This is a genomic window from Streptomyces sp. NPDC030838 (genome assembly GCF_055572035.1).
This window is the reverse complement of record NZ_JBVIED010000004.1, coordinates 402,740-416,358: the sequence shown is the minus strand read 5'-3', so window position 1 is coordinate 416,358 and position 13,619 is coordinate 402,740. Positions and strand designations below refer to the sequence as shown.

General features: G+C 72.4%; 15 protein-coding genes and 1 pseudogene. 7 read left to right on the top strand and 9 right to left on the bottom strand.

The annotated features are described in order from the left end of the window. The first annotated feature begins 39 nt into the window (after positions 1 to 39). Positions 40 to 690 carry a TetR/AcrR family transcriptional regulator gene (locus tag ACZ42A_RS15170; RefSeq protein ID WP_468527627.1) on the top strand — a complete coding sequence of 217 codons (651 nt, stop codon included), beginning with the start codon at positions 40 to 42 and terminating at the stop codon, positions 688 to 690. A gap of 225 nt (positions 691 to 915) precedes the next feature. After that, positions 916 to 1,137 (top strand): hypothetical protein, encoded by a 222-nt coding sequence (locus ACZ42A_RS15165; RefSeq protein ID WP_468527626.1) that lies wholly within the window; start codon positions 916 to 918, stop codon positions 1,135 to 1,137. A 307-nt stretch (positions 1,138 to 1,444) separates the two neighbouring features. Here the strand turns inward: ACZ42A_RS15165 and ACZ42A_RS15160 are convergent, their stop codons facing one another. After that, positions 1,445 to 2,641 carry an NAD(P)/FAD-dependent oxidoreductase gene (locus tag ACZ42A_RS15160; protein WP_468527625.1) on the bottom strand — a complete coding sequence of 399 codons (1,197 nt, stop codon included), beginning with the start codon at positions 2,639 to 2,641 and terminating at the stop codon, positions 1,445 to 1,447. A 171-nt stretch (positions 2,642 to 2,812) separates the two neighbouring features. Beyond that, positions 2,813 to 3,763, bottom strand: a complete 951-nt coding sequence (locus tag ACZ42A_RS15155) for an RNA polymerase sigma-70 factor (protein WP_468527624.1) — start codon at positions 3,761 to 3,763, stop codon at positions 2,813 to 2,815. Positions 3,764 to 3,817: 54 nt separating this feature from the next. Here ACZ42A_RS15155 and ACZ42A_RS15150 point away from each other — a divergent pair. The 4 genes and pseudogenes from ACZ42A_RS15150 to ACZ42A_RS15135 form a co-directional block, all read left to right on the top strand. Beyond that, positions 3,818 to 4,096: pseudogene (locus ACZ42A_RS15150) on the top strand (zinc-dependent alcohol dehydrogenase); the annotation flags it as partial. 183 nt (positions 4,097 to 4,279) lie between these two features. Continuing rightward, entirely contained in the window at positions 4,280 to 4,507 is a 228-nt protein-coding gene (locus ACZ42A_RS15145; RefSeq protein WP_468527623.1) for a hypothetical protein, read from the top strand. A gap of 12 nt (positions 4,508 to 4,519) precedes the next feature. Continuing rightward, positions 4,520 to 5,377, top strand: coding sequence for a hypothetical protein (locus ACZ42A_RS15140; protein WP_468527622.1), 858 nt, complete (start codon positions 4,520 to 4,522; stop codon positions 5,375 to 5,377). Between the two features lie 110 nt (positions 5,378 to 5,487). Continuing rightward, positions 5,488 to 5,973, top strand: a complete 486-nt coding sequence (locus ACZ42A_RS15135; protein WP_468527621.1) for a DUF5994 family protein — start codon at positions 5,488 to 5,490, stop codon at positions 5,971 to 5,973. A 43-nt stretch (positions 5,974 to 6,016) separates the two neighbouring features. Here the strand turns inward: ACZ42A_RS15135 and ACZ42A_RS15130 are convergent, their stop codons facing one another. The 6 genes from ACZ42A_RS15130 to ACZ42A_RS15105 all read right to left on the bottom strand — a co-directional run bounded on the left by ACZ42A_RS15130 (position 6,017) and on the right by ACZ42A_RS15105 (position 11,831). Beyond that, entirely contained in the window at positions 6,017 to 6,565 is a 549-nt protein-coding gene (locus ACZ42A_RS15130; RefSeq protein ID WP_468527620.1) for a DM13 domain-containing protein, read from the bottom strand. 112 nt (positions 6,566 to 6,677) lie between these two features. Continuing rightward, positions 6,678 to 7,790, bottom strand: a complete 1,113-nt coding sequence (locus ACZ42A_RS15125; protein ID WP_468527619.1) for a sensor histidine kinase — start codon at positions 7,788 to 7,790, stop codon at positions 6,678 to 6,680. Position 7,791: 1 nt separating this feature from the next. Further along, on the bottom strand, positions 7,792 to 8,508 hold the full coding sequence (locus ACZ42A_RS15120; protein WP_468527618.1) for a response regulator transcription factor: 717 nt from the start codon (positions 8,506 to 8,508) through the stop codon (positions 7,792 to 7,794). 79 nt (positions 8,509 to 8,587) lie between these two features. Continuing rightward, positions 8,588 to 9,874 carry a hypothetical protein gene (locus ACZ42A_RS15115; RefSeq protein WP_468527617.1) on the bottom strand — a complete coding sequence of 429 codons (1,287 nt, stop codon included), beginning with the start codon at positions 9,872 to 9,874 and terminating at the stop codon, positions 8,588 to 8,590. Positions 9,875 to 9,885: 11 nt separating this feature from the next. After that, positions 9,886 to 11,049: a S8 family peptidase gene (locus ACZ42A_RS15110; RefSeq protein ID WP_468527616.1), complete on the bottom strand. Its 1,164-nt coding sequence runs from the start codon at positions 11,047 to 11,049 to the stop codon at positions 9,886 to 9,888. Between the two features lie 8 nt (positions 11,050 to 11,057). After that, a complete protein-coding gene (locus ACZ42A_RS15105) occupies positions 11,058 to 11,831 on the bottom strand; it encodes a hypothetical protein (RefSeq protein WP_468527615.1) in 774 nt (257 codons plus the stop codon). 536 nt (positions 11,832 to 12,367) lie between these two features. Here ACZ42A_RS15105 and ACZ42A_RS15100 point away from each other — a divergent pair. Further along, the gene (locus ACZ42A_RS15100) at positions 12,368 to 13,108 is read left to right on the top strand and encodes an oxygen-binding di-iron domain-containing protein (protein ID WP_468527614.1); all 741 of its coding nucleotides are present in this window, start codon (positions 12,368 to 12,370) and stop codon (positions 13,106 to 13,108) included. Here ACZ42A_RS15100 and ACZ42A_RS15095 read toward each other — a convergent pair whose 3' ends face one another. Continuing rightward, a complete protein-coding gene (locus ACZ42A_RS15095) occupies positions 13,109 to 13,522 on the bottom strand; it encodes a hypothetical protein (RefSeq protein ID WP_468527613.1) in 414 nt (137 codons plus the stop codon). It abuts the gene before it with no gap. Positions 13,523 to 13,619: the final 97 nt, after the last annotated feature.

The following is a 13,619-nucleotide window of genomic DNA, read 5'->3' as shown; positions in this document are numbered from 1 at the left end:
GGTGAGGCGAGTACGGGCGGGATGGAGGAGTAGGACGCGATGGCCGAGAAGACCGCGCCCAGGCGTGCCGACCGGCGGAGGGCGCGGACGCGGAGTGCGCTGGTGTGCGCGGCCCAACGCGTGCTGGCCGAAGGGCGGACCGACATCCCCATCCAGGAGATCACCGAGCTGGCCGATGTGGGGGTCGGCTCCTTCTACAACCACTTCGACAGCAAGGAGGAGCTCTTCCGGGTCGCCGTCGAGGAGGCGCTGGAGTGGTGGGGCACCCTGATGGACCGCCTCACCACGGACATCGACGACCCCGCGGTCGCGTACGCCCAGAGCTTCCGCATGACCGGCCGTCTGCACCGCCGCCACCCCGAGCTGAGCCGGATCCTCCTGAACCACGGCCCCGAACTGGCCCACTCCGACCGGGGCCTCGCACCGCGGGCGCTCCAGGACATCCGCGCCGCGGTGGACGCGGGGCGGTTCGAGGTGGAGGACCTGGACCTCGCGCTGGCGGTGACGGCGGGCGCCGTGCTGGCACTGGGATCGCTGCTGCACGCGCAGCCCGACCGCGACGACGCGACGTCCGCGGACCTGGTCGCCCGCGGCCTGCTGCGGCAGTTCGGCATCCCCGCCGACGAGGCCGAGCGGATCTGCTCGCTGGAACTGCCGGATCTCGACCTCGTGGACACGCTGGTCGGCTGAGCGCGGCCTGCTGCTGTGGCACCAGGGGGAGCACGGAGCGACTCGCCACGTGGCCGACGCAGAGACCGACGCAGACGTCAGCCACGGTCAGCGAAGGAAACCTGCCGTCGAGTTTCGCCTCAGCAGGTCTCGAATCCGCAGGTCAGTGGCGTGACGCGGTGGGGCTCGTGCGGATCTGTGCCGACGGCCACAGCGAGCGGGATGCACATGGGCGCATACTGAGCCATGACAAAGCCTGCTGCACCGAAGCGTCATCTGCCCACCAGCCCCTTCAAGGCCCCGGTCACACCGGCTCCCAAGCACTTCGCCGTGGGGGACCAGGTCACCCATGACGCGTACGGCCTCGGCCGGGTCATCGGCATCGAGGACGGCATCGCGGCGCTCGTGGATTTCGGCTCCGCGCAAATGCGGATCTTGAGCCCGTACGGCAAGATGACCAAGCTGTAGGACCGCTGTGCCCGGTCACGGCACACCAGGCCCCTTCAGGGACCTGTACCGAAAGAGAGACCTCTCATCGATCTGACGTCGCTGTTCTCCGCCCCGGAAGGGCAACCCCACCGCTCCACCACGGCATCCCCTCCTCCGGCGACGAACCCCTTCCAGGCCCCTGACTTCGGGGACGACGAGACCTTGCCGCTCGAGGACGCACAGGACCCCGCCTAGGCGAGGCCGTCGCCGGTGCCGCGGTGACCGCGCCCGGTCCGACAGGAGAGCGGGCGCTCCCCGGCGAGAGCGCCCGCTTCCGGTGGGTGGGTCAGGCCGCTGCCCTGACCGGCGCGCCCGTGGCGGTCGGCTGCCGCAGGACGCGGCGGCGACGGGTCGGCATGGGCAGCGGGTGGGCGACGCCCCAGGCCGCGCCCTTGCAGATGATTTCCTTGTAGGCGACGGCGATCCGTCCCGTCAGGGCCCTCTTCACGGCGCGGTCGTCGGCGGTGACGAACTGGATCAGGCCTTCCTTGCGGCCCAGCGAGATGCACTGCTGGAAGTAGCGGAGCGGCACCTTCGGGAGCTTGCCGCCGGTCAGGCGTGCCGCGATGGCGTCGGCGGCCTGCCAGGCGGTGGGGACACCCGAGGCGCACGACATCCGCAGCGGCTTGTCGCCGGGGCCCGCCACCAGGGCCGCGTCGCCGATGGCGTACACGTCCGAGTGCGAGACCGAGCGCATGGTCCGGTCGACGACGATCTGGCCGTTGTCGGCGACCTCCAGGGCCGTGGCCTGGGCGATCGGGTGGACGGCGAAGCCGGTGGTCCACACGGTGACCGCCGCCGGGATGGACGTGCCGTCGGCGGTCGTGACGTGGCCGGCCTCGACGGCGGTGACCGCGACGTCCTCGTGGACGGTGATGCCGAGCTGGTCCACCACCTTCCGCAGGTGCGCGCGGCCCTTCTCCGAGAGCCAGTCGCCGAGTCCGCCGCGGGCGGCGAGGGCGACATCGAGGTCCGGACGGGCCTCGGCGATCTCGGTCGCGGCCTCCAGACCGGTGAGGCCGCCGCCGACCACGACCACGGGCTGCCCGGCGTCCAGGCGGGCCAGGCGCTCGCGCAGGCGCAGCGCTCCGCGCCGGCCGGCGATGTCGTGGGCGTGCTCGGCGACGCCGGGGACGCCCCCGTCCTTCCAGCCGCTCCCGAGGGCGTACACGAGGGTGTCGTACTGCACCCGTTCCTCGGTGCCGTTCGCGTGGGCGACGGTGACCGACCTGCCGTCGACGTCGACGCCGGTGACCTGCCCGAGCTTCAGTTCCACGCCGGTGCCCGCGAACATCTCGCTGAAGGGCCGGGGCTTGAGGTCCTGGCCGACCGCGAGCTGGTGCATCCGGACGCGCTCGACGAAATCCGGCTCGGCGTTGACGAGGGTGATGGCGACGTCTTCGCGGTGCAGCCGCTTGGCGAGGCGGCCGGCGGCGATGGCTCCGGTGTATCCGGCTCCGAGAACGATGATGCGGTGCTGCATGTGCCTGCTCCTGTCTGGGCGGGTCCGTGCCTTGCGGTCCGTGCCTTGCCGTGCGCGGTTTCGCCCCTTGAACCGGGCGGCCCGCCGTTTCCTGACAGGAATGCGATGTGAAGCAGCTCACATCGCGGATCGCATCCTCGGATCACGTCCAGAGCAGCTGAACGATCTCGATCAGAAGGCCGCGTGGAGCAGGGGTTCACCGTGGTCGGCCGTGGCCGCCCAGCGACGGGCCACCCGCTCCAGCTTGTCGGGGTTGACCTGGCTGCGGGCCGCGGCGATCCCCTCGGCGGTGACCTCCAGGCACGTGACGCCGATGACCCGGCCGTCGAGCACCACCACGATGGCGGGCTCGCCGTTGACGACCGAGGCGTAGACCTCGGGCGAGCCGCCGACCAGCGCGCGCTTGGCCTCGCTGGGCTTGAACAGCCCCCGCATGAACTTCGCGACCGCGAGAGCGCCCTCGAACGCCCTGGCCCGGGCCGGGACCTTCCCGCCGCCGTCGCCGATCGCGATGGCGTCCTGGGTGAGCAGCCGCACGAGCGGCTCGGTCCGGCCGCTGGTGGCGGCCGCGAGGAACTCCTCGACGATCCGCCGGGCGGCGGCCTCGTCGATCTCGGTGCGGGCCCTGCCGTCGGCGACGTGCTTCTTGGCGCGGTGGAAGATCTGCTGGCTGGCGGCCTCGGTGATGTCGAGGATCTCGGCGATCTCCCGGTGCGGGTAGTCGAAGGCCTCCCGCAGGACGTACACCGCCCGCTCGTTGGGGGACAGTCGCTCCAGGAGGACGAGAACGGCGTACGAGACCGATTCGCGCTGTTCGGCCGTGTCCGCCGGGCCCATCATCGGGTCCCCGGCGAGCACCGGTTCGGGCAGCCACTGGCCCACGTAGGTCTCGCGCCGCGCGCGGGCCGAGGTGAGCTGGTTGAGGCACAGGTTGGTGAGCACCTTCGTCAGCCAGGCCTCGGGGACCTCGATGCGGTCGACATCGGCGGCCTGCCAGCGCAGGAACGTTTCCTGCACGGCGTCCTCGGCCTCGCTCGCGGAGCCGAGGAGGCGGTAGGCGATGGCCTCCAGGCGGGGCCTGGCGAGCTCGAACCGGTCGACGTCGTTCATCGTCAGGGCCATGGCCCGGATCCTAGCTCTCGCGACGCGCGACGGCGGCCGCATTTAGCGGCGCGCTACGTCGACCCCGACCCCGAACACCGCGCACTGGCCCGCACGTTCGGAGCCACCACCGCCGAGGCCCTGGAACCGCTCTCCCAGGGCTACGACATCGCCGTGGAGGCCACCGGCCGCGTCGACCAGCTCGGCCTGGCCGTCAAGTGCCTTGCCCCGGAGGGGATCTGCGAATCGGCGGGCAACCACTTCCGCCCCGGCGAGCTGTTCGACTGGGAGGACCTGCCGGCCGCGCTGCCGGAGAAGCACCTGAAGTCGGTCTTCGTCCGGACGGACGGCTGAGCGCGTCCGGCCGCCGCCCCGAGGAGACGGACTGGATTCGCTCCTTCCTCTTCATATAGCCGCCTATCCTGTTCATAGAGCTGTGGGCCGCCCCCGAATGGCCCATAGACGAAATATTTATCCCTGTAATCGTTCACTCGTTTGCCGCGCATCCCGGTGAAATGGAGCGACGTTAGTCGGGATATGACCGAAGTAACCGTGACGCTCGGCCCTTATACGTACATTCCCGCCCCGACCCACTGCTCGCCGACTGTCAGCGGAACCCTTACCAAAGGCGGATTGCCCGTCGCACTACAGGTCACCGAGCCTATTCTTCGCCATTTTCTGAATGTGATGACGGAGTTGGAGGCCGATCTCGCCAGACGGTGGATCAAGGCACAGGATGCGTCCGGTCGCGCGCAGGCAGAGTGACCAGACTGCCCCATGAACCGCGGAAGAATCAACGAGCGACAAGCGCAATCGGCCCCTCCGTACACCTCCGGCGAGGCGGGAACGGGTCGCCATCGGGGACCGACCGAACCGGTCCTGGGGCCCTTGGTGCCGCCGGACTTGGCCTGGGACCCCGCCGAAGAACTGGCCTTCATGCTCCAGGACGCGATGGAGCACCAGGCCGCGACGGTCTCCGAGGCGGACCCGCCGGTCACCGAAGCCGCCCCCGGCACACCGTTGGAGACCCTTCAGGAAATCACCGCGGAACTGCCGCCGCTGAAGAATGCCCCCAAGGGTCATCGCAAGGTCCGGGAACGCGGTGGGTCCAGCAGCGTTCGTGCGGTCAGCTATCTGCTTGCCGCGGTGGCGGCCGTCATCGCGTGCACCGTCAGCATCTTCGGCGGAATGGCCGCCTACGAACCCCTGCGCCTTTCCGCCGCGCCCCGCACGCAGAGCGGCCTCGTCTCCTGGTGGCCCTTGCTGGTCTACGGGCCCTGGCTGGTCGCGACACTCTCCGTCCTGCGTGCCGCGTTGCATCAGCGCCGCGCAGTGCACTCCTGGTGTGTGGTCCTGTTCTTTTCGGCCATTGCGATGCTTTTATGCGTCGTGCAGTCCCCCAGGACCGTCGTCGACACCGCCGCCGCCGTCCTGCCGGGGCTCGCGTCTCTGGCCTGTTTTCAGCAGCTCGTACGTCAGATCACCCTGACCCGCCCGCCCCGGCGGGCCATGCCCCGCCACCGCTTCCAGCCCTCCCCGTCCCACGGCCCGGCCACGGACGCGTCGCCCCACGGAGTGCCCGCGGAAGACGCCCCCCTGCCGAAGCAGCGGACGAGTTTTCCTGACCGGGAGTAGCCTGGTACTCACCGAGGGCATGTCGAGCGCCCGGCCACCGCGGCGGCGCCGTTCCCGGCGAGTGACACAGCGCGGGCTGGTCTGAAGCAGCCCGGGACGGGACCGCGACGATGGACGCCACCACTCCTCCCCCCGCCGAAGGCAGCTCCGCGGACGACGCGCACACCTACCGGATGCCCCTCCCCCGGCTGAGCCTCACCCCGGACGTCAGCCACGGCCCCCTGGACGGAGCGTGGTGGCCGCGCTGTGCCGCTCTGGAACTGGAGCTGCCCGCCCTCGTGGGCTCGCTGGACCCCGGCCTCGGCACCGTCACCCGCGTCACCGTGGGCACCGAGGAGTGGCCCGACGCCCCGCGGACGGTGCTGGCGCCCGACCATGTGATCGAGGTGGTGACCGACGACGCCGAGGCGCACGCCATCACCCTGGACTGCGGCACCGTGGGCCGCTGGGAACTGCTGGTCATCCCGCCCGACGAGCCGGTCGGGGCGGCCGCGCGGCTGCTGTCCGCCGCCGCGGACCCCGGCAACGCGCTGTCGGCGCCGCGCCTGCTGGCACTCGCCGAGAGCGGCCCCGGCGAAGAAGACGACAGCCGGTGAACGGCTGACGGACGCCACGACCCGGCCCGCCCCGCAGCCGCCGTCAGGCGCGGACCAGCTCGGCCGCGCCGAAGGACACGTCGAAGCGGTCGCACCAGATGCTCACGCTGGTGAAGCCCGACAGGTCGACGTCGGCGGGCACGACGTAGTTCTGGCTGCCCTTGTTGCCCTTCAGCTTCCCGAGGCTGACGTACTCGCCGTCGTCGAACAGGTGCCAGCCCGCCCGTCCCTCCTTCACCGGCGCGTCGGTCAGCCACACGCGCAGGTCCGGGCCGTTGCTGGTGTCGAGGTTCTCCAGCCGTACGACGTGGGAGCCGTCGGTGAGCCGGACGAGCTTCACCGTGCCCGAGGTGGTGTGCTCATGGCTGATCAGCTCGCCGCTCGCCAGCGTGCGCGGCGTCGGCGCGGCCGGCGCCGAGGCGGATGCCGCGGGCCTGGAGGGCGCGGCCGCGGGCAGCGCCTCGCGCACGGTCTCGTCCTGCCAGAGTTTCCACGGCTGGAACCAGTACAGCCCGAAGCCGGCCCCGGCGACGGCCACCACCAGCGCCCCGATGACCAGCGGCCTGCTCAGCGTCTTCCGCACGCGCCCCATCCCCGCCTCGCCTTCCGAACATCGTCGTCGTCCCCATTCAACGCGGTGGGCGGCCGTCGTAGGGCCGTGGAGAGATGACGAAAGCCTTACGTCGCACCGGCAGCGGGCCGGTTCACGTCCCGGCCGCGGGCAGCGTCACCTCGAAGCGGCAGCCGCCCGGAATGTTGCGTACGGCGGCATGCCCCCGGTGGGCCTCGACGATGCCGCGGACGATGGCCAGCCCCAGGCCCGCCCCGGCCGGAGGCGTGCGGGCGTGGGTACCGCGCCAGCCGGTGTCGAAGACGCGGGGCAGGTCCTCCTCGGGGATGCCGCCGCAGCCGTCGCTGACGGACACGACGACGCTGTCGGCGCGGCGTTCGGCGGCCACCGCGACGGTTCCGTCGGCCGGGGTCCGGCGGATCGCGTTCACCAGGAGGTTGCCCAGAACACGGCTCATCTCCTTGCCGTCCACCTCGACCGGCACCGGCTCGACCCGGTCGCCGACGAGGCGGACGCCGCGTTCGCGGGCGAGCGGGCCGGCGCCGGCCAGGGCGTCGCCCACGAGGTCGTAGAGCGAGATCCGGGTGGGGGACAGGGCCAGGGTGCCGGCGTGGATGCGGGAGAGTTCGAACAGGTCGCCGACCATGACGTCGAGGCGTTCCACCTCGGCGCGGATCTGCCGGAGGTAGCGGTCGGGATCGGCGGCGACCCCGTCCTCCAGGGCCTCCGCCATCGCGCGGAGCCCGGCGAGCGGGGTGCGCAGATCGTGGGAGATCCAGGCGACCAGCTCGCGTCGGGACGTCTCCAGAGCCCTCTCTCGCTCCCGGGAGGCGGCGAGCTTGGCGCTGGTGGCCTCCAGTTCTCTGCTGAGTGCGGCGAGTTCGGCGGTGGCGGGTCCGGTGGGCGCCGAGAAGGCGCCTCCGTCGCCGAAGGAGCGGGCGGCGAGCCGGAGTTCCCGGCTGCGGGCGACGACCCACCGGCCGAGCAGCAGCGCGGTGGCCAGGGAGACGACGGCGGCCATGGCCACGACCGTGGTGACGACGGTCAGATCGTGCGCGGACAGGAACATCGCCTGCGCCACGGCCAGCGTGCCGGCCAGCATCGCGCCCACCGCCACGGCGGCCACCACGGTGAGCGAGGCGGTGAGCGAGCGGCGGCGCAGCAGCCACAGCGCACCGGCGCCCAGCAGCCCGGCCGCGGCGGCGCCGAGGAAGGCGAACTGGGCGATGAGCAGGGTGTCACGCACGTCAGGTCCCTTCGCCGCCGGCGGGGTCGAACCGGTAGCCGACGCCCCACACGGTCTGGATGAGCAGGGGGCGGGCGGGATCGTCCTCGACCTTGTTGCGCAGCCGCCGTACGTGCACGGTCACCGTGGACGGATCGCCGAAGTCCCAGCCCCACACCTCCCGCATGAGCTCCTCGCGGCCGTAGGCCCGGCCCGGGTTGCGGAGGAGGAACGCGAGCAGGTCGAACTCACGGAGTGTGAGGGCGAGTTCGGTGCCGTTCTTGGCCGCGCGGCGAGCGGCCGGGTCGAGGGTGAGGCCGGCCAGGCTCAGGGGGCGCGCGCCGGCGGCGGGCCGGGTGCGGCGCAGCACCGACTCCACCCGCAGCACCAGCTCACGTGGGCTGAACGGCTTGGTGACGTAGTCGTCGGCGCCGACCTCCAGGCCGAGGATACGGTCGTCCTCGTCGCCGCGGGCGGTGAGCATGACGACCGGCACCGGCCCGTGCGCCCGCAGCCGGCGGCACACCTCCAGCCCATCCATGCCCGGCAGCATCAGGTCCAGCACCACCAGGTCCGGCCGGTGCGCGGCGGCGCGGGCGAGGGCGGCGGGACCGTCCCCGGCCCGGTCGACGACGTATCCGGCGCGGTCCAGGTACCCCGAGACCACCTCGGCGACGGTGGGATCGTCGTCGACGACGAGAACCCGGGCACCCTCGCTCTTCCCGTACGGCTGCTGCATGCGCCCAGCCTCCCACCACGCCCGCGCGTCGCCCACCGGCACCGGCGTCCCCGTTCCGCAAGGGACGCCGGAAGGACCTTCAGAGGCGCAGCAGCCCCGGGAACGCCCCGTGCCCCACGCCCGGTTCGGTCAGGGCCAGCCAGCCGTGGCCGTGGACGCGGGTGTCCGGGCCGACCGTGCCGGGATCGACGGAGAGGTGGCCGCAGGCGGTCTCGGCGCCGGCCGTGCCCGCGTTCGGCGGATACTCGTCGTACTCGGGGTCGTAGTCCGGGTCCTCGGTCGCGAGGGTCTCCCAGGGCAGCGGGTCGCCCTCCCATTCGGGATCGTCTTCGGCGGTGTACCGGCGGATGACCCGGCCCTCCTCGGCCACCACCCAGATGTCGGAGCCGCCGTGCTCGTCCAGGAAGAAGAAGTGGGCCTGGCCGCAGTGGGCGCTGACCCGCTCGATCGCCTCGATCAGGTCGTCCCAGGGCTCGCCGAGGAGGAGGTGGAGCGGGCCGTAGACGAGCCGCCAGCCGTCCAGTTCGGGGGTGATGAAGGCCCGTCCCACGGTGCGGTCGGTGCCGTCGGGCCCGGGCACGCGGACCGAGCCGCTGTCGCCCTCCGTGGCGTGCACACCGGCGGCGACGGTGACGGGGCGCCGGTCGTGCAGGCCCAGCGCCTCGAAGAGTCCCTCGTACGAGGCTCCGGGCACGGCCAGCCACCAGCCGCTGAGGCCGAGCGACGGGAGGTGCGGGGTCTCGTGCGGGATCTTCACCCGTATCAGCCGCTCGATCGCCACCTGGTCGCGCCGGTCGAGGGCGTCGGTGCCGCCGCCCGCGACCAGCGCCGCCATCGCTCCGCGGCGCGCCCTCGGGGACTCGGCCGGGTCACGGCGGATACGGCGCAGCCGCGGCCCGAAGGAGTCGGCGAGCAGCCGGGCGTACCGCGCGGCGTGGTGGTTGTGGAAAGCGGCGTAGCCCTGGGAGAAGGCGCTTATGAGGGCCCGCAGCCCGGCGTCGGAGGCCACCCGCAGCCTGACGAGACCGAGGAAGCCGTTGGCGGCCAGCCGCCGGTCGGGATCGGCCGCCGCGGCCGCGTACTGGTCCGCCGAGCGCTCGTCGAACACGCCCAGGAACCGGCCCACCTGCCACTCCGCGACCTCCTTCCGACGCCAGGCCGCCACGACCGCGTCGAAGGCCGGGGGCCCGATGTGCCGCAGCACCCGCATCACCGGCTCGAGATCGCGGGTGCTCTTGCGGTCGGCGACGCCGCGCAGCAGGGCGGGCACCACGGTGTCCGCCCGCTCCGCCAGCCGCGCCGCGGCGGCCGCGGCGCGGTCGGCGTCCGCGTGTTCCAGGTCCTCGATGAGGGATTCGATCTTCATGCGGAAGGACGTTAGAGCACCCCGGCCGGCGTCCTGGCGCGGCCCGACCGGTGCAGGAGTACGCCGCCGATCAGGAACGCCAGCCCGGCGCCCGCGGCGATCAGGCCCGTCAGCCACAGCTCCTGCTCCAGCGGGGCGTTCTTGGTCTTCGGTGTGCCGTCCGGAGTCGCCAGGTGCGCCTTGCCCTTGTAGGCCGCCGGGGCGGTGGCGCCCTCGGGAGGTGTGGCAGCGGCCTTCACCGCCGCGGCCGCGTCGATCGGGCCGTAGCCGAGCAGGGCGCTGCCGCCCCCGGCGGGGCGACGGGCGGTGGCGATCAGGACGTCGTTCGCCTGGGCCGGGGTCAGCTTCGGGTTCTCCGCGACCATGAGGGCCACGACGCCGGCGGCCAGCGCGCAGGCCGGTGAGGTGCCGTTGACCTTCTCGTAGCCGCCGGTGTTCTTCGCGCTGACGATGCCGACGCCGGGCGCGGCCACGTCGTTGTAGGTGTGCACGGTGGAGAACTCGGCGCGTGCGCCGCCCGGCTGGGTGGCGGCCACCGCGATCACACCCGCGTAAGCGGCCGGGTACGAGTTCTCGTTGAGCTCGTCGCCCGCGTTGCCGGCCGAGGCGAGCACCGTCACGCCCTCGCGCAGCGCCAGGGCCAGGGCCTCGGCCTCCTCCTCGTCGTAACTGTCGAACATGTCGGCGCTGCCGAGCGACATGGAGATCACGTCGGCCCCGTGCTCGACCGCGTAGCGGATGCCCTGGGCGACCGGGCTCTCGCCCCGCTTCCGCAGCTCTTCCAACTCCTCTTCGGTGGTTTCCTCGTCGTCCTGGTCGGAACTGACGCGCACCGAGAGAATCCTGGCCTTCGGGGCCACCTTGAGGACGTCCGAGGCCATGGCGGTCCCGTGCCCTCCCCAGTCCGGGTCTCCGGGCTTCAGACCGTCCTGGCGGTAGTCGGGCCCGGTGGTCACCTTGCCCTCCAGGGCCGGATGGTCGGCCACCACACCGCTGTCGAGCACGGCGACCGTCACCCCCTCGCCCTGGCTCCGCTGATGCGCCGCGGACAGGCCGAGGGCGCTGCCCTCCCAGCCGACCGGCGTGGCCGCGTGGGCGGGCGTGGCGGCCAGGGCGCCCAGCACGCCGGTGAGGGCGACCGCGGTGCAGGTCGCGCGTATGGTCCGGAACTTCACCGCGGGTCTCACCTCTCCAGGTTCAGGATGTGGGTGTGGAACGCGTCGCCGAGGGCTTCGGCCGCGTCCATCCAGGGCCGTCTGTCCTCCTCGTTCCCGCCGTAGTCGCCGAAGTCGCCGGGCAGGTTGGACGAGAGGCGGCCGTCCACGGCGCCCGTGGTGACGGCGACGGCGTAGGGGAGGTTGCCGCCCAGGCCGGTCCCGCCCATGCCGTTGCGCCGGTTCTCCTGCCACTTGGCCGCGGGCGTCCCCGGGACCTTCAGCGGGACGACCGCGGCGTCGGGGACGTCCGCGGTTGACTGCTCGTCGAGATACGCGCCCATCTCCTGGGCCGGGCTGCCCGTGGGCAGCACGATGATCGCGACCGTGGCGACCATCTCCCCGGTGAGATCGACGTACGTGGCCCGCAGTACGGCCTCGCAGCCGAGCCGCTCCGCGGTCTCCTTGGTCTCCCCGCTGAGGCCCTGCGCGCACGAGGTGTCCTCGGAGATGCCCATCCGGCTCCACTGCGCGATCTTCTCGTCCGACGCCTCGTAGGTGTGGTTGGGCGGTTCGCCGACGGTCGCGGGGAAGAGCGACTCGGCGGTCTCGTTGCGCCACAGCACGGGCCCGTAGGCGGAGTTGGGGATTTTCTGCTGGCTGTTGCCGTACGCGTGCGCGGCGAGCGCTCCGCCGCCCAGCACGCCGAGCAGGCCGAAGACGCCGAGCAGAGTCCCCATGACCTGGCGGCCGGTGCGTCCGCCGCCCGACGGGGGCACGGGTGCGCCGGGCACGGGACTCACGGGCGGGTGGTACGGCCCGTAAGGAGCCGGCCCCGGCTGGGGCGGGGCGGCGGTCGGCGCCGCCCCGGGGGGTGCGCTCGGCATGGGCGGCGGGACCGGGGCCGACCCCTGCCAGTGCGGCCCGCCCTGTGGCGGGCCCTGGGGCGGGCCCGGCGGTTGCGGTTGCCAACCACTCTGCGAGGGCGGCTGCCCATATGGATGGCCGCTGCCCGGCGGCGGGGGGTAAGACATCGGGTTCCCTCTCCAAGGCCAATCTGCGAGGGAGCACGATGGATGGCACGGCTCACATGACGGAGCCCCACGTCTCGACCGACCCGCACCCCAAGGCTGCCGCGAGGCACAACTCCGCCCACGCGCACACCTTTTCGGCGCCCCCGCGAATCTCACGACAGCTTATGGCCTTCGCAGACGCAAGGCGTGATCCGCTCGTGGAGCTGAGACAACGATCTCACGGGCGGTTGCGCCCGGGTGATCGGAGGCGTTGTCTGGAACCTGAGGCCGGGAGAAGCAGGACCGGCCAGGCCAGGGAGGCCGTGATGGCTGCCGTCGACGAGATCGCCCCGGACATCTTCCGCATCAACGTGGTGACCACTCCGGAACTGGACTTCACCACCAGTTTCTTCCTGATCCGCGACGAGGCTCCGACGCTCGTCGAGACGGGCTTCCGGCGGGCGTTCGACGAGACGCTGCGCGCCGTGTCCCGGCTGATCGAGCCCGAGGACCTCCGGTACCTGGTGGTGCCGCACTTCGAGGGCGACGAGTCCGGCGCGCTCAATCTCTTCCTCGGGCGCGCGCCCCACGCGGTGCCGGTGTGCAGCCCCATCGGCGCGGACGTCAACGGTGACCTCGTGGACCGGCGGCCGCTCGCGGTCGACGACGGCAGCGAGCTCGACCTGGGCACCCACCGGCTGCGGTTCCTGATCACGCCGTACGTCCACACCTGGGAGTCGATGCTTCCCTGGGACGCCGTCACGCGCACCGTCTTCTGCTCGGACGTCTTCATCGGGCCGGACAGCGGGCGCGCGACGACCGACGCCGACGACAGCGACTACATGATCGAGATGTACCGCAGCGTGGGCATCTTCCCCTCCCGGGCCCACCTCGACCACGCGCTGGACAAGATCCAGGCGGTCCGGCCCCGCACGCTCGCCTGTCACCACGGCAGCGTCAAGACCGCCCGGATCCCCTCCTACCTCCGGGCGCTGCGGGAGACGGACGTCACCGGCGTCACGGAGTGGAACCCGATGGCCGAGACGCCGGACGCACAGCGCCACTGATCACCGGTCACCGCCGGGGCCGGTGGCGATACGCCGGTACGCGGCACGCGCATGGGCGAGCCGGGCCAGTGCCGTGCCCACCAGGGCGGCGGCGAGCAGGCAGGCGAGCCAGCGCATGTCGCGCGGTGCGGCCCAGGTGAGGGTGCCCGCGGGCGGGATGGCGAAGCCGTTGAGGAACAGCCAGCAGAGCACGGCCGTGCCGGGCGCGGCCGTGAAGCGTGCGCACAGGCCCAGGCAGGCGGCCAGGAAGGACAGCGCGGTCAGGGCGAGCGAGGGGCGGCCGGGGCCCACCACGGTGTTGATGAGCGCCACCAGCACCAGTGCTCCGCCGCCGGCGGCGGCCCACACCAGCGGTGTCGCCACGGGCTGGGGGACGGGCCTGGCTCCGGTGCCGAGGGACACCCATTCGATCACGCTGGTGCTTCCTTCCGGTCTCCCTTGCCGGCCTCCCGGGAATTGTCCCACTGGCCGCTGCCGGGCCCTGGCGGCCGGCTCCGGTGTTCGTAGGGTG

Excerpts from the sequence above, each read along its gene's own strand:
- ACZ42A_RS15170 (WP_468527627.1), top strand. The coding sequence starts at position 40 with ATGGCCGAGAAGACCGCGCCCAGGCGTGCCGACCGGCGGAGGGCGCGG.
- ACZ42A_RS15165 (WP_468527626.1), top strand. The coding sequence starts at position 916 with ATGACAAAGCCTGCTGCACCGAAGCGTCATCTGCCCACCAGCCCCTTC.
- ACZ42A_RS15160 (WP_468527625.1), bottom strand. The coding sequence starts at position 2,641 with ATGCAGCACCGCATCATCGTTCTCGGAGCCGGATACACCGGAGCCATC.
- ACZ42A_RS15155 (WP_468527624.1), bottom strand. The coding sequence starts at position 3,763 with ATGGCCCTGACGATGAACGACGTCGACCGGTTCGAGCTCGCCAGGCCC.
- ACZ42A_RS15145 (WP_468527623.1), top strand. The coding sequence starts at position 4,280 with ATGACCGAAGTAACCGTGACGCTCGGCCCTTATACGTACATTCCCGCC.
- ACZ42A_RS15140 (WP_468527622.1), top strand. The coding sequence starts at position 4,520 with ATGAACCGCGGAAGAATCAACGAGCGACAAGCGCAATCGGCCCCTCCG.
- ACZ42A_RS15135 (WP_468527621.1), top strand. The coding sequence starts at position 5,488 with ATGGACGCCACCACTCCTCCCCCCGCCGAAGGCAGCTCCGCGGACGAC.
- ACZ42A_RS15130 (WP_468527620.1), bottom strand. The coding sequence starts at position 6,565 with ATGGGGCGCGTGCGGAAGACGCTGAGCAGGCCGCTGGTCATCGGGGCG.
- ACZ42A_RS15120 (WP_468527618.1), bottom strand. The coding sequence starts at position 8,508 with ATGCAGCAGCCGTACGGGAAGAGCGAGGGTGCCCGGGTTCTCGTCGTC.
- ACZ42A_RS15115 (WP_468527617.1), bottom strand. The coding sequence starts at position 9,874 with ATGAAGATCGAATCCCTCATCGAGGACCTGGAACACGCGGACGCCGAC.
- ACZ42A_RS15100 (WP_468527614.1), top strand. The coding sequence starts at position 12,368 with ATGGCTGCCGTCGACGAGATCGCCCCGGACATCTTCCGCATCAACGTG.